At 52.5% G+C, this 21,239-nt stretch carries 16 protein-coding genes and 1 pseudogene; 12 read left to right on the top strand and 5 right to left on the bottom strand.

Features of this window, described 5'->3' with window-relative positions; genetic code table 11:
- Nucleotide 1: 1 nt before the first annotated feature.
- On the bottom strand, nt 2-1,489 hold the full coding sequence (locus OGX80_RS21750; RefSeq protein ID WP_104868661.1) for an MFS transporter: 1,488 nt from the start codon (nt 1,487-1,489) through the stop codon (nt 2-4).
- Nucleotides 1,490-1,607: 118 nt separating this feature from the next.
- Between OGX80_RS21750 and OGX80_RS21745 the strand changes: the two genes are divergently transcribed.
- The 9 genes and pseudogenes from OGX80_RS21745 (at nt 1,608) to OGX80_RS21705 (ending at nt 14,409) form a co-directional block, all read left to right on the top strand.
- Nucleotides 1,608-2,186, top strand: coding sequence for a TetR family transcriptional regulator (locus OGX80_RS21745; protein WP_058669179.1), 579 nt, complete (start codon nt 1,608-1,610; stop codon nt 2,184-2,186).
- Between the two features lie 215 nt (nt 2,187-2,401).
- A complete protein-coding gene (locus OGX80_RS21740; protein ID WP_012132378.1) occupies nt 2,402-3,796 on the top strand; it encodes a NarK family nitrate/nitrite MFS transporter in 1,395 nt (464 codons plus the stop codon).
- Nucleotides 3,797-3,920: 124 nt separating this feature from the next.
- Nucleotides 3,921-7,661, top strand: a complete 3,741-nt coding sequence (locus tag OGX80_RS21735; RefSeq protein ID WP_115181635.1) for a nitrate reductase subunit alpha — start codon at nt 3,921-3,923, stop codon at nt 7,659-7,661.
- Nucleotides 7,658-9,202 (top strand): nitrate reductase subunit beta, encoded by a 1,545-nt coding sequence (gene narH / locus OGX80_RS21730; protein ID WP_012132376.1) that lies wholly within the window; start codon nt 7,658-7,660, stop codon nt 9,200-9,202. The genes OGX80_RS21735 and narH overlap by 4 nt, the downstream gene beginning before the upstream one ends.
- Nucleotides 9,202-9,897: a nitrate reductase molybdenum cofactor assembly chaperone gene (narW, locus tag OGX80_RS21725; RefSeq protein WP_115181634.1), complete on the top strand. Its 696-nt coding sequence runs from the start codon at nt 9,202-9,204 to the stop codon at nt 9,895-9,897. Before narH ends, narW begins: the two co-directional genes overlap by 1 nt.
- Nucleotides 9,894-10,574 carry a respiratory nitrate reductase subunit gamma gene (gene narI / locus OGX80_RS21720; protein WP_012132374.1) on the top strand — a complete coding sequence of 227 codons (681 nt, stop codon included), beginning with the start codon at nt 9,894-9,896 and terminating at the stop codon, nt 10,572-10,574. The genes narW and narI overlap by 4 nt, the downstream gene beginning before the upstream one ends.
- A 338-nt stretch (nt 10,575-10,912) precedes the next feature.
- Nucleotides 10,913-12,121, top strand: a pseudogene (locus OGX80_RS21715) (PfkB family carbohydrate kinase).
- Nucleotides 12,122-12,134: 13 nt separating this feature from the next.
- Nucleotides 12,135-13,061, top strand: a complete 927-nt coding sequence (locus tag OGX80_RS21710; RefSeq protein ID WP_115181632.1) for a nucleoside hydrolase — start codon at nt 12,135-12,137, stop codon at nt 13,059-13,061.
- 22 nt (nt 13,062-13,083) lie between these two features.
- Nucleotides 13,084-14,409, top strand: coding sequence for an APC family permease (locus OGX80_RS21705; RefSeq protein ID WP_115181631.1), 1,326 nt, complete (start codon nt 13,084-13,086; stop codon nt 14,407-14,409).
- 35 nt (nt 14,410-14,444) lie between these two features.
- Here the strand turns inward: OGX80_RS21705 and nhoA are convergent, their stop codons facing one another.
- Nucleotides 14,445-15,290, bottom strand: coding sequence for an N-hydroxyarylamine O-acetyltransferase (gene nhoA / locus OGX80_RS21700; protein ID WP_115181630.1), 846 nt, complete (start codon nt 15,288-15,290; stop codon nt 14,445-14,447).
- A gap of 234 nt (nt 15,291-15,524) precedes the next feature.
- Here nhoA and OGX80_RS21695 point away from each other — a divergent pair, with 234 nt between their 5' ends.
- Nucleotides 15,525-16,094 (top strand): flavin reductase family protein, encoded by a 570-nt coding sequence (locus tag OGX80_RS21695; RefSeq protein WP_058669182.1) that lies wholly within the window; start codon nt 15,525-15,527, stop codon nt 16,092-16,094.
- A gap of 107 nt (nt 16,095-16,201) precedes the next feature.
- A complete protein-coding gene (locus tag OGX80_RS21690) occupies nt 16,202-17,251 on the top strand; it encodes a GGDEF domain-containing protein (protein ID WP_181899083.1) in 1,050 nt (349 codons plus the stop codon).
- A gap of 5 nt (nt 17,252-17,256) precedes the next feature.
- Here the strand turns inward: OGX80_RS21690 and pptA are convergent, their stop codons facing one another.
- Nucleotides 17,257-17,484, bottom strand: coding sequence for a tautomerase PptA (gene pptA / locus OGX80_RS21685; protein ID WP_115181628.1), 228 nt, complete (start codon nt 17,482-17,484; stop codon nt 17,257-17,259).
- 108 nt (nt 17,485-17,592) lie between these two features.
- Nucleotides 17,593-18,210 carry a glutathione S-transferase family protein gene (locus OGX80_RS21680; RefSeq protein ID WP_115181627.1) on the bottom strand — a complete coding sequence of 206 codons (618 nt, stop codon included), beginning with the start codon at nt 18,208-18,210 and terminating at the stop codon, nt 17,593-17,595.
- Nucleotides 18,211-18,506: 296 nt separating this feature from the next.
- Between OGX80_RS21680 and ansP the strand changes: the two genes are divergently transcribed.
- The gene (ansP, locus tag OGX80_RS21675; RefSeq protein ID WP_104868653.1) at nt 18,507-20,006 is read left to right on the top strand and encodes an L-asparagine permease; all 1,500 of its coding nucleotides are present in this window, start codon (nt 18,507-18,509) and stop codon (nt 20,004-20,006) included.
- Between the two features lie 104 nt (nt 20,007-20,110).
- Here the strand turns inward: ansP and yncE are convergent, their stop codons facing one another.
- The gene (yncE, locus tag OGX80_RS21670; protein WP_115181626.1) at nt 20,111-21,172 is read right to left on the bottom strand and encodes a 7-bladed beta-propeller protein YncE; all 1,062 of its coding nucleotides are present in this window, start codon (nt 21,170-21,172) and stop codon (nt 20,111-20,113) included.
- Between the last annotated feature and the right edge of the window lie 67 nt (nt 21,173-21,239).

Below are 21,239 nucleotides of genomic sequence, written 5' to 3'. Positions count from 1 at the left end.
GTTAGCCGCGTTTTACTTTTGCCAGACTAAACCACATCCCTACTGCTAACAGAATTAACATGCTTCCGGCACTGCTCAGCGCCACGCTGTGCGACCAGGTAAACGCCTGTCTGGCGGCGTCCAGTATCGCCTCACCAAGTGAAGGCGAGAGCGTATCCGCCAGCTGTACCGCTTCTCCCATTGACGACGATGCGCGTTCGATTTCCTCTGCGTTCAGGCCGGAAGGAAGCAGGATAGATGCGGAAAAGCTGCGGCTTAACAACAAACCAAAGATTGCAATGCCAAGCCCGGCGCCCAGTTCATAGGCCATGGTTTCTATCGCCCCGGCCGCCGCCGCTTTTTCTGCGGGCGCGGCGGCCATAATGGCGGCGGTAGAGGCGAGCAACGCGCTGGCGGCGCTAAAACCCAGCAGCGCCATCAGGCACCAGGCCTGCCATTGCTGCGTGCTGAAATCCGTCATTGCCAGGCCATAAAAGCTCAGCGCGCTTAGCGCCATGCCGCCAGTCGCCACTGTTCGCAATCCCAGTCGTGAAACCAGCATCCCGGCAAGGGGGCCGCTGAATCCACTTGCGAGCATCACCGGCAGCATAAACAGCCCTGCTTCATACGGCGTTAAGCCATGAACAAACTGAAGCTCCTGCGCCATCAGCAACTCGAAGCCGACCAGCGTGATCATCGCCGTCATCGCCATCACAACGCCGCTCAGAATGATGCGATGCGTAAACAGACGCATATCGATCATCGGGCGCGCTGCGGCGAGCTGCGTGCGGATAAATATGCCCAACAACAGCGCGCCGATCATCAGCGTCAGGGCGATAACGCCGCTGGCCAGTTGCCCTTTCAGCGCGGTTTTCGCGCTGTATACCAGCAGCAGGATGGCGATAATCAGCATGACCGCATGGCTAAAGTTCAATGGCTGATCGCGGCGACCGGACTGGCGAGGCACAAAGCGCGCCGTTAACGCCATCACCACCAGGACAATGGGCACATTGATCAGGAAGACCGATCCCCAGTAAAAGTGCTCCAGTAACATACCGCCGACCAGCGGGCCGAACGCGGCGCCGCCCGACCCTACGGCCGCCCAGACGCCAAGCGCCATATTACGGTGACGGGCCTCAGAAAACGTGGCGCGGATACCGGCCAGCGTCGCCGGAACAATCATCGCCGCGCCGATAGCCAGAATCGCGCGGGTAGCGATCAGCCAACTGGCGCTGTGGGCGAACGCTGCCGCCAGCGACGCAAGACCGAATAAGCCTCCCCCCAGCAACAGCAGGCGTTTAAAGCCGATTCGATCGCCCAGCGCGCCCATCGGCAATACCATCCCTGCCATCACCAGAGAATAAATATCAATGATCCACAACAGCTCGTTGCCACTGGCGCCCAACGTCATGCTCAGCGTGGGTGCGGCAACGTGCAGCACCGTTGCATCAATCGCAACAGGGATGTAGACCAGTACAATAATCATTAACGTTAACCACTGACGAAACATAAAACGTCCTTTGAAAGCAAAAACTGAACACATGTTCAACTCTCGCGATCCTACGGAAAGTTGAACACATGTCCAGCTTTTTGTTACACTGCGCCAACTGCGAAAATGGGAGAAAGCCATGAGTTATCTGAATCGGGATGAGCGCCGTGAGGTGATCCTGCAAGCGGCAATGCGCGTCGCGCTGGAAGAGGGATTGAGCGGCATGACGGTAAGGCGAATCGCGCAGGAAGCCGGCGTCGCGACCGGGCAACTCCACCACCATTTCAGCAGTTCGGGCGAGCTTAAATCTCAGGTATTCGTTCGTCTGATTCGCACCTTGCTGGATGCCAGCCTGGTGCCCGAGCACTGCACCTGGCGCATGCGGCTGCACGCCATGCTGGGGAGTGACGATGGCGGATTAGAGCCCTACATTAAACTCTGGCGGGAAGCGCAGATCCTGGCGGATAACGACCCGGAAATTAAAAGTGCCTACCTGCTGACCATGCAAATGTGGCATGAAGAAACGACCGCCATCATTGAAGGCGGTCAGGAAGCAGGAGAATTTTCATTGGCCTCAGCCGCCGCTGATGTCGCCTGGCGATTAATCGCATTAGCCTGCGGGCTGGACGGCATGTACGCCCTTGGTATGCCTGAAATGACCGACCCTGCCTACCAGCAGCATCTGGACCGCATGATTACGCTGGAGTTATTTCGCTGATGTTATACGCCACTTAACAATGCATCTTTTGTGTTTACATTTGGTAACACTTAAGCAACTTATTAACCGCCCTTCACTCCTCGTGGTCTCGCTTTTTTATCTATCCTTTCAATCAATATTCTTAAAAGTCTTCAATAAATTCTAAAAAGGGCCCGCGCGCCCTTCCTGGACTTATTTCTTTTTTTTCATGAACGACGTGTGCGTGTGAGGGCAATATGGCGCTACAAAATGAGAAAAATAATCGTTATCTTTTGAGTGACTGGAGGCCAGAACAACCCGCTTTCTGGGAAAACAAAGGTAAACACATTGCCCGAAGAAATCTTTGGATATCAGTGGCTTGTTTATTGCTCGCATTCTGCGTCTGGATGTTATTTAGCGCCGTCGCCGTTAATTTGAATAAAATTGGTTTTAATTTCACCACTGACCAGCTCTTTTTATTAACCGCTTTACCTTCGCTGTCCGGGGCTATATTACGCGTGCCCTACTCCTTTATGGTACCTATATTTGGCGGGCGTCGCTGGACGATTTTTAGCACAGTTATTCTGATTATTCCCTGTATCTGGCTCGGTTTTGCGGTGCAAAACACATCCACCCCTTTTGGAGTATTTATTATCATTGCGCTGCTGTGCGGTTTTGCTGGCGCTAACTTTGCCTCCAGTATGGGCAACATCAGCTTTTTCTTCCCGAAAGCAAAGCAAGGTAGCGCCCTCGGCGTGAACGGCGGTTTAGGCAACCTTGGCGTCAGCGTGATGCAACTTGTCGCCCCGCTGGTGATTTTTCTGCCCATGTTCACTTTTCTGGGCGTACAGGGCGTGCCGCAGCCCGATGGCTCGCTGCTTTCGCTGACGAACGCCGCGTGGATCTGGGTGCCGTTATTGCTTATCGCGACCCTAGCAGCCTGGACCGGGATGAATGATATCGCCAGTTCAAAAGCCTCTGTCGCGTCTCAACTGCCGGTGCTGAAACGCTTTCACCTTTGGCTGCTCAGCCTGCTCTATCTCGCCACCTTCGGTTCTTTTATCGGTTTCTCCGCAGGATTCGCCATGCTGGCGAAAACCCAGTTTCCCGACGTCAATATTCTGCAACTGGCCTTCTTTGGCCCGTTTATCGGCGCGCTTGCGCGTTCTGCGGGCGGCGTTATTTCTGACAAGTTCGGCGGCGTTCGCGTCACGCTGATTAACTTCGTTTTCATGGCGCTGTTTACCGCCCTGCTGTTTCTGACATTACCGGGCTCCGGCTCAGGAAGTTTTATCGCCTTCTATCTGGTGTTTATGGGGCTTTTCCTGACGGCGGGCCTGGGAAGCGGCTCGACCTTCCAGATGATTGCGGTCATTTTCCGCCAGATCACGATCTACAGAGTGAAACTGCGCGGCGGCTCAGATGCGCAGGCCCAGCGTGAAGCCGTGACCGATACGGCTGCCGCCCTCGGTTTTATCTCTGCGATTGGCGCAGTCGGCGGTTTCTTTATCCCTAAAGCTTTTGGTTCTTCTCTGGCGTTAACCGGCTCGCCGGTTGGCGCAATGAAAATCTTTCTGGTGTTTTACATCGTTTGCGTACTGGTGACCTGGCTGGTTTATGGTCGCCGTAAACCGGCAGCAACAAAAAAATAAAACATATTCATCACAGGTTCGGACGTAGGCCGGATAAGACACCGGGCGTCGCCATCAGGCAATCGCGCAGCGCCTTATCCGGCCTACAAGACCGCCTGACACATTATGGAGCAGGAGAAATGTCATGAGTAAACTGTTGGATCGCTTTCGCTATTTTAAGCAAAAAGGCGACACTTTTGCGGACGGTCACGGTCAGGTGATGCACACCAACCGGGACTGGGAGGACAGTTATCGTCAGCGCTGGCAGTTCGATAAAATCGTGCGCTCCACGCATGGCGTGAACTGCACCGGCTCCTGTAGCTGGAAAATCTACGTTAAAAATGGTCTGGTGACCTGGGAAACGCAGCAGACGGACTACCCCCGAACCCGCCCGGATCTGCCTAATCATGAACCGCGCGGCTGCCCACGCGGCGCCAGCTATTCCTGGTATCTCTATAGCGCTAACCGCCTGAAGTATCCGCTGGTGCGTAAACGCCTGATTGAACTGTGGCGTGACGCCCTTTCCCGCCAGCCTGATCCGGTACTGGCGTGGGAGTCGATCATGAACGATCCGCAAAAGTGCCAAAGCTACAAGCAGGTGCGTGGACGCGGTGGGTTTATTCGTTCTAACTGGAAAGAACTTAATCAGCTGATCGCGGCGGCCAACGTCTGGACCGTCAAAAACTATGGGCCTGACCGTGTCGCCGGGTTCTCGCCGATTCCGGCGATGTCGATGGTCTCCTACGCCGCCGGAACCCGTTATCTCTCGTTGCTCGGCGGAACCTGCCTGAGTTTCTATGACTGGTACTGCGATCTGCCGCCCGCATCGCCGATGACGTGGGGCGAGCAAACCGATGTCCCGGAATCCGCAGACTGGTACAACTCCAGCTATATCATCGCCTGGGGCTCTAACGTGCCGCAAACGCGCACGCCGGACGCACACTTCTTCACAGAAGTGCGTTACAAAGGCACCAAGACAATTGCCATTACGCCGGACTACTCAGAAGTCGCCAAGCTGTGCGACCAGTGGCTGGCGCCGAAGCAAGGTACTGACAGCGCGCTGGCGATGGCAATGGGCCACGTCATCCTCAAAGAGTTTCATCTCGATAACCCCAGCGACTATTTCCTGAATTACTGTCGCCGCTATACCGACATGCCGATGCTGGTCATGCTTGAAGCGCGCGAAGACGGCAGCTATGTGCCGGGTCGCATGATGCGGGCGTCCGATCTGGTCGACGGGCTGGGTGAAACCAATAACCCGGAATGGAAAACCGTCGCTTATAACCGCGCGGGTGAACTGGTGGTGCCGAACGGTTCCATCGGCTTTCGCTGGGGCGAGCAAGGCAAGTGGAATCTTGAGCCGCTGGCGGCAGGCAACGAAACGGAACTGACTCTCTCCTTGCTGGGCCAGCATGATGATGTTGCTGGCGTAGCGTTCCCTTACTTTGGCGGTAATGAGAACCCGCATTTTCGCAGCGTGAAGCAAGAACCGGTTCTGGTGCGCCAGTTGCCGGTGAAGCGTCTTACCCTGGCCGATGGCAGCCTCTGCCCGGTCGTCAGCGTCTACGACCTGGTGCTGGCGAATTATGGCCTGGATCGTGGTCTGGATGACGATCACAGCGCCAAAGATTACGCGGAAATTAAGGCCTACACTCCCGCCTGGGGCGAACAGATTACCGGCGTACCGCGTCGTCACATCGAAACGATCGCCCGGGAATTTGCCGATACCGCGCATAAAACGCATGGCCGTTCCATGATCATCCTCGGTGCCGGTGTGAACCACTGGTATCACATGGATATGAACTATCGCGGGATGATTAACATCCTCGTGTTCTGCGGCTGCGTGGGGCAAAGCGGTGGTGGCTGGGCGCACTACGTGGGGCAGGAAAAGTTACGCCCGCAAACCGGCTGGCTGCCGCTGGCGTTTGCGCTGGACTGGAACCGCCCGCCGCGTCAGATGAACAGCACGTCGTTTTTCTATAATCACGCCAGCCAGTGGCGTTATGAAAAACTAACCGCGCAGGAACTGCTGTCGCCGCTGGCTGATTCCTCACGCTTTACCGGTCATTTAATTGATTTCAACGTGCGAGCTGAACGTATGGGCTGGCTGCCCTCCGCGCCTCAGCTCAATCTCAACCCGCTCACGCTGAAAAGCAAAGCGGAACAGGCCGGATTATCCCCTGCCGATTACACCGTACAGGCGCTGAAGTCGGGGGATATTCGTTTTGCCTGCGAGCAGCCGGACAGCGGTAAAAACCACCCGCGCAACCTCTTCGTCTGGCGCTCGAATTTGCTGGGTTCATCCGGCAAGGGGCATGAATACATGCTCAAATACCTGCTGGGCACTGAAAGCGGCATTCAGGGAGAAGCGCTGGGGTCCAGTGACGGCGTCAAACCGGAAGATGTGGAGTGGCAAACGGCCGCCATTGAAGGCAAGCTCGACCTGCTGGTGACGCTGGATTTCCGTATGTCCAGCACCTGCCTGTTCTCGGATATTGTGCTGCCGACCGCCACCTGGTATGAAAAAGACGACATGAATACCTCGGATATGCATCCGTTTATTCATCCGCTGTCTGCTGCCGTTGACCCGGCGTGGGAATCGAAAAGCGACTGGGAAATCTATAAAGGGATCGCCAAAGTGTTCTCCGACGTCTGCGTGGGGCATCTTGGCAAAGAAACCGATGTGGTGCTGCAACCGCTACAGCATGACTCCCCGGCGGAGCTGGCGCAGCCGTTTGATATTCTCGACTGGCGCAAAGGCGAATGCGATCTGATCCCCGGTAAAACTGCGCCGAACATCGCGGTGGTGGAACGCGACTATCCGGCGACGTATGAGCGGTTCACCTCCCTCGGCCCGTTGATGGATACGCTGGGCAACGGCGGGAAAGGCATTTCCTGGAATACGGAAAACGAAGTCGATTTCCTCGGTAAACTCAATTACACCAAACGCGAAGGCCCGGCGAAAGGTCGCCCGCTGATTGACACCGCGCTGGACGCCTCTGAGGTCATTCTTGCGCTGGCGCCGGAAACCAACGGCCAGGTGGCGGTCAAAGCCTGGGAGGCGCTGGGCGCGATTACCGGGCGCGATCATACTCATCTGGCGCTGAACAAAGAAGACGAGAAAATCCGCTTCCGGGATATTCAGGCCCAGCCGCGCAAAATTATCTCCAGCCCGACCTGGTCCGGTCTTGAAAGCGAGCATGTCTCTTACAATGCCGGGTACACCAACGTCCATGAGCTGATCCCGTGGCGCACGCTGTCCGGTCGTCAGCAGCTCTATCAGGATCACGCCTGGATGCGCGCCTTCGGGGAAAGTCTGGTGGCCTACCGTCCGCCGATTGACACCCGTAGCGTCAGCGAAATGCGCGAAATCCCGCCGAACGGTTTCCCGGAAAAAGCGCTGAACTTCCTCACGCCGCACCAGAAATGGGGCATTCACTCCACCTATAGCGAAAACCTGCTCATGCTGACGCTGTCGCGCGGCGGGCCGATTGTCTGGATCAGTGAAACTGATGCCCGTGAGCTGGGCATTGAGGATAACGACTGGATCGAGGCCTTCAACGCCAACGGCGCCCTCACCGCGCGTGCGGTGGTCAGCCAGCGCGTGCCGCCGGGTATGACCATGATGTACCACGCTCAGGAACGCATCATGAATATCCCGGGTTCTGAAGTCACAGGAATGCGCGGCGGGATCCACAACTCCGTTACGCGCGTCTGCCCGAAACCGACTCATATGATCGGCGGCTATGCGCAGCTGGCCTACAGCTTTAACTACTACGGTACGGTCGGATCGAACCGCGACGAGTTCATCATGATTAGAAAAATGAAAAATATTAACTGGCTGGATGATGAAGGTCGGGATCAGGTACAGGAGGCGAAAAAATGAAAATACGCTCACAGGTAGGCATGGTTCTCAACCTTGATAAGTGCATCGGCTGCCACACCTGCTCCGTCACCTGTAAAAACGTCTGGACCGGGCGTGAAGGTATGGAGTACGCGTGGTTTAACAACGTTGAGACAAAACCCGGTATCGGCTATCCGAAAAACTGGGAAGATCAGGAGGAGTGGCAAGGCGGCTGGGTTCGCGATGTCAACGGCAAGATAAGACCGCGTCTGGGCGGCAAGATGGGCGTTATCACCAAAATTTTCGCCAACCCGGTGATCCCGCAAATCGATGATTACTACGAACCGTTTACCTACGATTATCAGCATCTGCACAGCGCGCCGGAGAGCAAAAACCAGCCCACCGCCCGCCCGCGTTCGCTGATTGACGGCAAAAGGATGGACAAAATTGTCTGGGGGCCAAACTGGGAAGAGCTGCTCGGCGGCGAATTTTCAAAACGTGCCCGCGATCGTAACTTCGAGAAGATGCAAAAGGAGATGTACGGCCAGTTCGAAAACACCTTCATGATGTATCTGCCGCGTCTGTGCGAACACTGCCTGAACCCAAGCTGTGTGGCGACCTGCCCGAGCGGCGCGATTTATAAGCGTGAAGAAGATGGCATTGTGCTAATCGACCAGGACAAATGTCGCGGCTGGCGTCTGTGCATCAGCGGTTGTCCATACAAAAAAATCTACTTCAACTGGAAAAGCGGCAAATCAGAAAAATGTATTTTCTGTTATCCGCGTATCGAATCCGGTCAGCCGACCGTCTGCTCGGAAACCTGTGTTGGCCGTATTCGCTATCTCGGCGTGTTGCTGTATGACGCGGACCGCATTGAAGAAGCGGCCAGCACCGAACACGAAACCGATCTCTATGAGCGTCAGTGTGACGTGTTCCTTGACCCGAACGATCCGGCGGTGATTGAAGAAGCGCTGAAACAGGGTATTCCGCAAAACGTGATTGAGGCCGCTCAGCGTTCCCCGGTCTACAAAATGGCGATGGACTGGAAGCTGGCGCTGCCGTTACACCCGGAATACCGCACCCTGCCGATGGTCTGGTACGTGCCACCGCTGTCGCCAATTCAGTCTTATGCCGATGCTGGCGGCCTGCCGCAAACCGAAGGTGTGCTTCCGGCGATCGAAAGCCTGCGTATTCCGGTGCAGTACCTTGCCAATATGCTGAGCGCAGGCGATACCGGCCCGGTGCTGCGCGCCCTGAAACGGATGATGGCGATGCGCCACTATATGCGTTCGCAGACGGTGGAAGGCGTTACGGACACCCGCGCTATTGAGGAAGTCGGCTTAAGTGTGGAACAGGTGGAAGAGATGTATCGCTACCTGGCGATCGCCAACTACGAAGACCGTTTCGTGATCCCAACCAGCCACCGTGAAATGGCGCGTGATGCCTTTCCTGAGCGTAACGGCTGCGGCTTCACCTTCGGCGATGGCTGCCACGGTTCCGACACCAAATTTAACCTGTTTAACAGCAGCCGCATTGACGCCATCAACATCACCGAAGTACGCGATAAGGCGGAGGGCGAATAATGCAGATCCTCAAGATTATTGGCTTGCTGATGGAGTACCCGGATGAGCTGTTGTGGGAGTGCCGTGACGACGCCATCACGCTTATTCGCCATGACGCGCCAATGCTCACCGACTTCACCACTGAGCTGCTAAACGCCCCGCTGCTGGATAAGCAGGCGCAGTGGTGTGAAGTCTTTGATCGCGGGCGCGCGACGTCGCTGTTGCTGTTTGAACACGTTCATGCGGAATCGCGCGATCGGGGCCAGGCGATGGTCGATCTGCTGGCCCAGTATGAAAAGGTGGGACTGCAACTTGACTGCCGCGAGTTACCCGACCATCTGCCGCTCTATCTGGAGTATTTGAGCGTGCTGCCGGAAGCAGAAGCGCGGGAGGGATTGCAGAACATCGCGCCGATCCTCGCGCTGCTGGGCGGGCGTTTAAAACAACGGGAAACGCCGTGGTATCAGCTGTTTGACGCCCTGCTATCGCTAGCGGGTAGCCCACTTTCCAGTGACAGTGTCACGCAGCAGATCGACGGCGAGGCGCGTGACGATACGCGTCAGGCGCTGGATGCCGTCTGGGAAGAGGAACAGGTGAAGTTTATCGAAGATAACGCCACCGCCTGTGACAGTTCTCCGTTACAACACTATCAACGACGCTTTAGCCAGGACGTGGCGCCACAGTATGTCGACGTCAGCGCGGGAGGCCCGAAATGATACAGTACCTGAACGTCTTTTTTTACGACATCTACCCCTACCTCTGCGGCACGGTGTTTATTCTCGGCAGTTGGTTGCGCTATGACTACGGGCAGTACACCTGGCGCGCCTCGTCCAGCCAGATGCTGGACAAACGCGGCATGGTGCTATGGTCAAACCTGTTCCATATCGGCATCCTGGGGATCTTCTTCGGCCATCTGTTCGGTATGTTAACGCCCCACTGGATGTACGCCTGGTTCCTGCCCATTGCGGTGAAACAGCAAATGGCGATGATTCTTGGCGGGGTCTGCGGTGTGCTGACGCTGGTCGGCGGCGCAGGTCTGCTGATTCGGCGTCTGTTTAATCAGCGCGTGCGCGCCAGCTCATCCACGGCGGATATTTTGATCCTCTGTATCCTGCTGATCCAGTGCATCCTCGGGCTGACGACAATACCGTTCTCCGCGCAGCACCCGGACGGAAGTGAGATGCTGAAACTGGTCGGTTGGGCGCAGGCGGTTGTGACGTTCCAGGGCGGTGCTTCGGCGCATCTGGACGGCGTGGCGCCGATTTTCCGCGCGCATCTGGTGCTGGGAATGACCATCTTCCTGATTTTCCCGTTCACGCGTCTGGTGCATGTCTGGAGCGCGCCGTTTGAGTATTTCACCCGCCGCTACCAGATTGTCCGCTCACGTCGCTGACCTGACCCCATGCCCGGTGGCGCGACGCTTACCGGGCCTACAAAATACTCCCTGTAGGCCGGATCAGGCGTAAGCCGCCATCCGGCATATACCCGGAATCTCTTCTCTTGTAAAACGTAAGCCCCCTCTTTTTCCTGCCTGCCGTATATACATTACAAATTCATTAGACTCACTATTTAAACTTACTCATTCATCTAATACCCGTTACTCAAAATACAAATTGTTACTTCTTCAATCTTCGCCTGTTTGCTTCCGTTTTGCTCTAATTAATGAGATTACGGTCACTTTTTCATATCCACAGTAATTAATAGTATTATTCAACCGACGAGGACAACCCTATGCTTTTAGAAGAAAGACGTGCAAAAATATTAGCAATTCTTATTAAAAATGAACGCGTGCTGGTTAATAATTTAGCCGAATTATTCTCTGTATCAAAGGAAACAATTCGTCGCGACCTGTCTTATCTCGAAAAAAATCAGGCTATTGAACGATGCTATGGCGGCGCAATTCTTAATAAAAAGAATGTCATGGTCTCTTTCAGAAAAGAGATGCTTTCAAATATTAATGATTTGTTAAAACATCAGGATGCAATAAAAGTTATGACTGAAGAAAAAAAAGGTAAGGTATGTGTTTTTGGATCTTTCAATGTAGATATTGTTTCCTATGTTGCAAGACTTCCACACCCAGGAGAAACTATTGTATCACAAAGTTGCTCATTTGGGCCTGGGGGAAAAGGCGCTAACTAGGCCATTGCAGCAAGTAATGCAATGTGCAAAGTTGATTTTATTACAAAAGTGGGTAACGATCAGCTAAGTTCACATGCTTATTCTCATTTAGAAGCATCAAACATAGACTCATTAACGATATATGTTTCAGACTCCGCACCTACAGGTAATGCATTAATATACGTTTCTGAATTAGATGGCGAAAATATGATTGCTATTAATCAAGGAGCTAATGTAACAATTACCGATGAGGAGATTATAAATTCACATAAAAACATATTAAATTCCAACATATTGCTGGTACAGCTTGAGAATAATCTTTCCGCAACCATCAACGCAATAAAGTATGCCAGAGAGAACGATGTTACGGTTATCTTAAATCCCGCCCCTTTTACTTCAGATGCGAAAATAATGTTACCGTTCGTCGATATAGTCACCCCAAACCAAACAGAAGCTACGCTTCTTAGCGGCATTAATATTACTGATATTGAAACAGCAAAAAAAGCCGCTGAACGAATCGCTCAAATGGGACCGCAATGCGTAATCGTGACGCTTGGGAATAAAGGTGCACTTTTATATGATAAGGTGCAATTTTATATGATTCCTGCTTATCCGGCAATGGTCGTTGATACTACGGGTGCTGGTGATGCTTTCAATGGGGCATTAGCTGCTTCCTTATCTAAAGGTGAAACAATAAAACATGCCTGTCATTATGCTGCTGCATTTTCTTCTCTGGCCGTAGAGCTAAATGGGGCATCAAATATGCCTGAACATAAAAATGTTCTCATTCGATTAAACGAATCAAGCTATTCAAAAATGTAACGAGAGAAAAACCATGACTAAAGTAATTATTGATACTGATATTGGCGTCGACGATGCTTTTGCGATCGCCTATGCCGCAGGATATTTAGATATTATTGGCATTACTACTGTTTTTGGTAATGTTCCGGTTGAACAGGCGGTTAAAAACGCAAAGCTTTTCTGCGAGAAGATCAATCTTGGAACAAAAATATATCGGGGATGCTCAAGACCTCTGGCTATTGAACCTGCTCCGCCAGGGACAAAAGTACATGGAGAAGATGGTCTTGGCGGCGTTTTTTCAAACCCGCATGATAGTCATGCAGAGGATGCAATTTCATTCATCATTGACAGTATCAAGTCTAACCCTGGAGAGATTACATTAATCCTTATTGGGCCATTAACAAACATTAGCGTTGCACTGAATCAAGCACCAGAAATCGCGGAGTTAGTTAAACAAGTTGTTATCATGGGGGGAGCATACGGTACTCATGGTCACTCCGGTAATTCGACACCATTTGCTGAGTTCAATTTCTGGAAAGATCCTCATGCTGCCGATCAGGTTCTTTCTTCGGCGCTGCCAGTAACCATCGTCCCTTTGGATGTTACGCATCAGGTATTAATTACAGGGAAAGAAATTCGTGATACTGGAAATGAATTATTTACAAGCATAGCCGATTTTTATCTGCAATATAGCCTCAAGGAAGAAGGTTTTGAAGGAATGGCACTACATGATTCCTTAGCCGTATCTTATCTTTTAAATCCTGAGTGGTTTGATACAGTTGAAAGTTCTCTACGCGTCGTTACCGAAGGTATCTGTATTGGGCAGTCGCTGCTGAAGCCTAAGTATAGAGCAACACGAGTTGATCCTTTTGCAAATTTGAAATCTCAACAAATTTGTCTTGATGTGGACGTTAATGAAGTGAAGAAACACTTCCTGAACGCACTTGCTAATAATTTTTAGTTTATCGAGTAACGGGGGCGTTATGAATTCAGATAACAATACCGCAGCAAAGTTTGGTTTAATTGGTGCGGTTATTTATGGTGTTAACTCGATTATTGGATCTGGTATATTTCTTTTGCCTGGAGAGTTATATAAGTTAACGGGACCGGCTTCAATTGTTATGATTCTCATCGATGTTTTTGTGGTGCTTTGTTTTGCACTCTGTTTTGCTGAGTGCTCTAAGTATTTTGACAAAAATGGTGGAGCATATCAGTACGCAAAATTTTCGATGGGAGATCTCGCTGGGTTTAATATTGGTGTACTTGGTTGGCTTACTAATGTTATTGGTTGGGGCGTTATGGCGGTTGGCTTTGCTAAACTATTTCTTGCCTTTTTTCCCGAACTCCCACTGACAGTTTCGCAAACAGCACTACTTATCATCTGGGTGTTTGCTATCTCAAACTTATTTGGTATGAGGACGTCTAAAAATCTCACATTGGTTATTACTGTAATAAAACTCATTCCAATTATAGGATTCTGTTTTGTCTCGCTATTCTTTCTTAAGTCTGGAATTGAAAATGCCAACTTCACACCATTTGTTCAACTCCCGACAGATAAAAGCCTATTTGATGGTGTAAGCCAGAGCACACTGCTACTTTTTTATGCCTTTCTCGGATTTGAAGCACTACCCATAATTGCGGCTGAAATTAAATCTCCAGAGAAAAATGTCTCTCGTGCTATTCTTATTACTGTTTTCTTTGTGTCACTAATTTATTTTCTCATTATCGCAGGCGCTGTTGCAATTTTAGGTAAAGATATTATTCATTATGACAGCCCTATTCAGCAGGCAGCTAAATTAACATTGGGTTCGGTAGGCGGAAGCATAATAGCTCTTGGCGCAATCATTTCAATTGCCGGGTTAAACATGTCATGCTCGATTATCACACCTCGCATTGCCAGTGCTATTGCTGATGATGGTATGCTGCCAGGTATTTTTGCAAGAAAAAATAATGCAGGAGCACCTGTATTTTCAACCTTAATCTCAGCGCTTATCGCATCTGTTATTGTTATGAGTGGAACATTTGCACAACTGGCTGAGTTGGCGGTTTTAATGTTTTTCTTGCAATATATTCCAACGCCGATAGCGACTATCATTATGAAGTACCGCAGGAAGAAAAATAATGAAGTAGAGAAAGAAGGATTTGTTCTGCCTCTTGGATATATCTTTCCAGTATTAGCGCTGGCAATTAGTTTTATCATCATCTGTAACTCACGACCTGTTAATATTATTTTTATGCTGTCGTCAATTATCTTATCTAGTGTCGTTTGGTTTATTTCTTTCAGAAGACAAAGTGTTCGCAGTGAGTAGTCTGTTACAGGCCGGATAAGATCCGGCCTGCAATTTTATTTCCCTGCCTCCGGGTGGGTATCAAACGCCGCCATGACGGCCGCTAATTCCGCCTCGGTAAACCCGTGCTTCGCATCATCGACCCCCAGCCCAAACTGCTCCTGCAATAGCGCGTAAAGAGACGCCACATCCGGCACATTACGCTGTTCTATCGCATGGCCTTCCTGATAATGGGTGAAATGGAAATTGGTCAGCGTCAGCTTACCGCCATCCGGTAAATGGCGGCACATCAGCAGGTGATGGCGAAAATGCGACTGCGGCCAGTGCGCTGACCAGAAGTTGCCCATCACGTAATCGCTCTGCTGCTGAACCCCCAGATCGAAGCAATACATCGACTGCCAGTGATCGTGATGGCGGAACTGCAAAATCCAGTTATTCCCCTCTTGTCGCAAACGGTATTCGCCATGCGGCGTCTGTTGTTCACATTCTGCCTGCAAACGGATGGGCGCGGTCAATGTCTGCCCGCCAAATCCGACGTCAGCAATCCACGGCTCGCCTTGCAGTTCGACCAGTAACAGCCGGTGCGTACGTGGCGGCAAGCTGGTCGGGTTTGTCAGTACGACGCGCCCCAGCAGGCTGCGCACGGTAAAGCCTGTCTCCCGTAAAGCACGTTCAAACAGCCCATTTTGTTCGAAGCAATAGCCGCCGCGACGGGCGGTCAGCAATTTTTCCTCCAGCGACAGATCGTCGAGCTGAATTTCGCGCGGCAGTAAGACATCCAGATTTTCAAACGGAATGGTGCTGTTATGCTGCAAATGCAGCGTTCGTAAAGTGTCAAGATTAGCTTCGGCAGCACCCGACCAATTTATGCGGGCAAAATAGGCGGTCAAAAAAGACGTCATAAGGCATTCCTGTCTGTAGGGGTTCACGCAAAAAAGCTGATTCTACGCTGATGGCGGCAATCTGTTACCCTGCCGCCTGACGTAATATGTCACGGATGCGGTTCTCAACCTGGAGTATGATTGATTTTTGGCGGTATTACGTACAATAACGTGCGTTGCACATGTATCCTTTAGCCACTATTTTCAATAGTGTCGTTACGATAAGACGATAATCCCCCTGAACGAGGCATACCTATGAGTCGTTTTCGTCCTGTAGAGCTACATCATGCCAGCCGTCTGTTAAATCACGGCCCGACGGTTCTGATCACCAGCCGGGACGATCGCACGGAGCGGCGGAATGTTATGGCGGCGGCGTGGTCTATGCCCGTCGAGTTTGAGCCTCCCCGTCTTGCCATTGTGCTGGATAAAACCACCTGGTCGCGCGAGCTTATAGAACGCAGCGGTATGTTTGGCATCGTGATTCCCGGCGTAGCGGCAACGAACTGGACGTATGCGGTAGGCAGCGTCACTGGCCGCGAAGAAGATAAATTCAACTGCTATGGCATCCCGGTGGTAAAAGGCCCGGTGCTCGGTTTACCCATGATTGAAGAGAAATGCCTCGCCTGGATGGAATGCCGACTGCTGCCCGCAACGTCGGCACAGGAAAAATATGACACGCTTTTTGGCGAAGTGGTTTCGGCGGCGGCGGATGAACGTGTTTTTATTGAAGGCCGCTGGCAGTTTGATGACGATAAACTGAATACCCTGCATCATTTAGGCGCGGGAACCTTCGTTACCTCGGGCAAAAAAATTACCGCGGGCTGAAGGCGAAATGCCCTCCGGCATCCCCGTTTATCATCCACTCTTCAGATAACGCTATGGCTCAGGATAACAGAAAAGCGAAACATACCATCTGGACCACTCGCGAGGATATGGTGAGACGAGGAATGGCTCTCAGCCTGCCGTGGTTTGCTTTTGTGAATATCAGTTTTGCGCTGATGATCTTTTTTCGTGACGCGTTATTCCACGATACCCACGCGCGCTATCTGGCAGAGATGCGTATTGTCCGCACTATTGATGACGCTGTTATCGGCATTATGCTGGTCTGTGCCCTGCTGTTGATTACCTCCCGGCGGCAATCCTGGCTGACGCAGGGATTATTAATCACCCTTAGCCTGTTCTGGTCCTGGTGCAGTTATTATTTCATCAGCCACTGGCAATTAACGTTCGCCTATCCTCTCTGCGCGGTGTTATTACTCAGCGCCGTGATCGCACTCTATTTTCATACGCCGAGCGTACTCGCTTTTCTGCTCCCGCTATGGCTGACCGTCCCCGTCGCCAGCGTTGTTTTGAATCAGAAAGTGAATATTCATTTCGCGGTGATCTGGGGCATTTTCTCGCTTATTTTGCTGGGCGGCCGTTTTATGCTGATTCGCTGGTTTGATGAAGCCTGGCGACAAAATCAACACAACAACCTGCTTATTTCGCGCCTGGATAACCTTGCGCATCGCGACCCGCTCACCGGTACGGCAAACCGGCGCGCAATGGAAAAACTGCTGCATAACGCAATGGCGCAGCAAAATGCGTTTGCGCTGATCATGCTCGATGTCGATTTTTTTAAACGCTATAACGACGCCTACGGGCACCCGGCCGGTGATGCCTGCCTGAGTCAGGTCGCGGATATATTCGCTCAGTCGGTGCGTAGCCCGGAAGATGTGGTCGCCCGCTATGGCGGCGAAGAGTTCGCTGTTATTTTGTTTGACGCGACGTTGCAAGATGCAGAGCGCGTGGCGGTGAGAATACAACAAGCGCTGGAAGCGGCGGCGATCCCTCACCCGGCGTCAACGATAAGTGACAGTGTCACGGTAAGTCAGGGTATCGCCTGCTCAGAGAAAGGAAAAACCGCTGAACAGACGATAGCGGATGCCGATGCCGCGCTGTACCGGGCTAAAGAGGCCGGACGGAATCGTTGGGCGCGCTGACGGCGTTACATGCTGTAGCCAGGTTTTTTAATCAGCGAGTCCATCTGCGGGGCGATTTCCGCGTCCCAGACGGCTTTCCAGGCATCCGGCTGAACCTGACTGAGCGCAATGCTTACCGAACTGTCTTTACTTTGCAGATGGCGAATAATGACGTCGGTAATCTCCGCAGCCAGGGCGGCCTTCTCTTCGTCATTCAGTTCGCGAGGAAAACACTTAATATCAATGTGCGGCATAGCAGGTTCCTGTTCTTTTATTGTCTGAGTGAATATCACGTTATCACAGGAACGGCGAACGGTGTGTCCGTTAATGCGCGCTAACGGCCATCATCGGCGCCGCCCGTGCTAAATGATGTCGTTATTTTTCAGCACCGTCTGGAGCGGTGGATGCTGGCAGACCGCATCGGCAATCGCGCTAATGTTCGGGGTGTTGTCCTGAAACCAGTCATGGCCCGGCCCCCAGGTGCGCATCACGCACAGATAACAGTCCAGCAGCGTTAGCTGTCCGCCAAAGGCGTAGGGTTCCGCTATCAGCCGATCGTTGAGCCACATATACAGCGCCTTACGGTATTCAAGGCAGCTTTTCTTCAACTGCTCCGGGGCATTTTGCACCCAGCGTTCAGGGTAATCAGCATACGTGAATGTGGGATAAACGTTCGCTACCAGCCAGATTAATAAACGCTGAAACTGCTGACGCTCGGCGTGTCCGACCGGCGGCGCGAGATCGGGACGGCGATCGAGGATCATCAGCGCAATGGCGGCGCTCTCCGTCATGATTGCTCCGTTTTCCAGCGCCAGCGTTGGAATCTGGCACAGCGGGTTGAGTTTCTGGAGCAGATCCCGCTGCGGCCCCTCGGCATCAAACCCCTTCACATCGATAAATTGATACGGGATCTCCGCCAGAGTCAGCATGACTTCGCTAATTGCCGAGCCCCAGCCGGGTACGCCATAAACTTTGATCATGCGGCCTCCACAACGTGTAAAACGCTAAGTGTAGTTGATTCACCGTGCTACTGGCTGAATCGTGACCACAGCGCGGCTGAGCTGACCACACGTAAAAGCACGACGTCTTAACGCTGCGTTTCCGGGTATGTTTTGCGTCGTTTAACAATTGCAGGTAGGATGCTCCGCCGATGGTTTTATCCCTACCACAGAATGATGGGAAAAACCGTTTCAGCGTTAGCCAGGCAATCGTTTGGTTAGCAAAAGGTGCGGCACAAAAAGTATCTCTTCTGTCCGACAGGTCAACAGGTAACACAATGAAAACACACAATACAAACGCGCTTGAACAACATGCCGCGAAACGACGCTGGTTGAACGCCCATGAAGAGGGTTATCACAAGGCGATGGGCAACCGACAGGTACAAATGATTGCCATTGGCGGCGCAATTGGCACCGGATTGTTTTTAGGGGCTGGCGCACGACTACAAATGGCTGGCCCTGCCCTGGCGCTGGTTTATCTGGTATGCGGTATTTTCTCATTCTTTATTCTTCGCGCGCTCGGCGAGCTGGTTTTGCATCGCCCTTCCAGCGGCAGCTTCGTCTCCTACGCCCGTGAATTTTTAGGCGAGAAAGCGGCATACGTCGCAGGCTGGATGTACTTCATCAACTGGGCGATGACCGGGATCGTCGATATCACCGCAGTGGCGCTGTATATGCACTACTGGGGCGCATTCGGTGACGTTCCGCAATGGGTGTTTGCCCTGGGCGCGCTGGCGATTGTGGGCACAATGAACATGATTGGCGTGAAGTGGTTCGCCGAGATGGAGTTCTGGTTCGCGCTGGTAAAAGTGCTGGCGATTGTCCTGTTTCTGGTTGTCGGCACAATCTTTTTAGGAAGCGGCAAACCGCTGGATGGCAACACAACAGGCTTCCATCTGATCACCGATAACGGCGGGTTCTTCCCGCATGGCCTGTTGCCTGCTCTGGTGCTGGTTCAGGGCGTTGTCTTCGCCTTCGCGTCGATTGAGCTTGTTGGTACGGCGGCCGGAGAGTGCAAAGATCCGCAAACGATGGTGCCAAAAGCGATCAACAGCGTGATCTGGCGTATTGGCCTGTTCTATGTTGGTTCCGTTGTCCTGCTGGTGTTGCTGCTGCCGTGGAACGCGTATCAGGCCGGTCAGAGCCCCTTCGTGACCTTCTTCTCAAAACTGGGCGTGCCTTACATCGGCAGCATTATGAACATTGTGGTGTTGACGGCGGCCCTCTCCAGTCTGAATTCAGGCCTGTACTGCACCGGCCGTATTTTACGTTCGATGTCGATGGGCGGTTCCGCGCCGAAATTTATGGCGAAAATGAGCCGTCAGCAGGTGCCGTACGCCGGTATTCTGGCGACGCTGGGCGTGTATGTCATCGGGGTGTTGCTCAACTATCTGGTGCCTTCTCAGGTTTTCGAAATTGTCCTTAACTTCGCATCGCTGGGTATTATCGCCTCCTGGGGCTTCATCGTGGTGTGCCAGATGCGTTTGCGTAAGGCGATTAAAGAAGGCAAAGCGGCAGACGTCAGCTTTAAGTTACCGGGCGCGCCGTTTACCTCCTGGCTCACCCTGCTGTTCCTGCTGAGCGTTCTGGTGCTGATGGCGTTTGATTACCCTAACGGCACCTATACCATCGCTTCACTTCCGCTGATTGCCATTCTGCTGGTCGCTGGCTGGTTTGGCGTGCGCAACCGCGTGGCGGAAATTCACCGTACCGCGCCGGTTGTGCCGCAGGAAGAGAATAAACAGGACATGGTATTACGAGAAGAGACGGCGAGTTAACACTGGCAGCCCGGTGGCGTGACGTTTATCGGGATGTTGTTACGCAGTAAAAAGGAGGGGCAAGCCCCTCCTTTTTACTTAATGCTTACAGCGTTATTTCACCGTTACAGCGCGATGCGGATAACATCATCTGGCTGAGTGGCTTCCTGCTCACGGGTTGATTTCTGCTTCACGCTCACGAACAGCGTTTTCCCGTCCGCAGACAGCGCCAGGCTATTCGGGAATGTCGGCGTGTCGTAAGTTTTCACGACCTTATAGCTTTTCGCGTCAATCACGCTCACTTTACCGGCCTGGCGGTGCGTCACATAGGCTTCGTTGCGGGTCGGGTTGAACAGCACGGCCAGTGATTCCGGCGCGGCTACTTTTGCCAGCACATTGCCATTACGGGTATCTACCACCAGAACTTCAGCCGCTTTGGAGTCGGTGATGAAAGCGCGATGGCCTGCGGTGTCGAGGCTCAGGTTGATAAAGAAGTGCTCTTTCCCGTCATCCAGCAATGTCTTGCGGCTCAGGATCTTGTTGTCCGCAGTATCGATGGTGATGAACTCGCCGTCTGCGTTAGTGGTGTAAAGACGCTTCGCTTTACTGTCAATGGCCAGACCCGTGCTCATTTTACCGGTATTCTGGATGGTCGTTTTCAGGGCGATTTTTTCACCGTCAACCACCCAAATCACGCTCTCTTTACCAATGCCGCTGATATATACGGTGTTGGTCGCATCATCGCTGACCAGTTCGCGTGGTTGCAGCGGACGGACATCTTCGGAACGCTTGCGCTCATCCAGCACCAGACGCCCTTTTACATCACCTGTTTTGGCATCGATTGCCGTCAGCGCACTGTTTACGGTGTTACCAAACCACAGCGTTTGCGTCGCGTTGTTGATGGTCGCGCCAAACGGTTTGAGATCGTTATGGATGGCCTGCGTCACCTCAAGGGTAACCGGGTCGAGGCGATAAACCACCCCGCCTTTGTCCGTTTTGCGGCTTTGCGAAGTAGCCAGCCACAGCGCATTTTCCTGCTGGCTATAGGCCATTTCATAAGCGCCCTTGCCGACGGCTTTACGCAGCATTTCTTCTGCCGCCTGCGTGCTAAATGAAGACGCGACCAGCAGTGAACCTAACAGTAAAGAACCACGCAGGCGCGGCGAAAACAGATGACGTAAATGCATGACGACTCCCTTTGATAAACACGTTTGTAGCTGCTTCACATGGCTTCGGCGAGTGAATCCGTGTCCC

It is taken from the genome of Citrobacter sp. CK194, assembly GCF_030333395.1.
Taxonomy (GTDB): domain Bacteria; phylum Pseudomonadota; class Gammaproteobacteria; order Enterobacterales; family Enterobacteriaceae; genus Citrobacter_B; species Citrobacter_B koseri.
The sequence above is the reverse complement of the archived record's forward strand: the minus strand, read 5'-3'. Positions and strand labels throughout refer to the sequence as shown.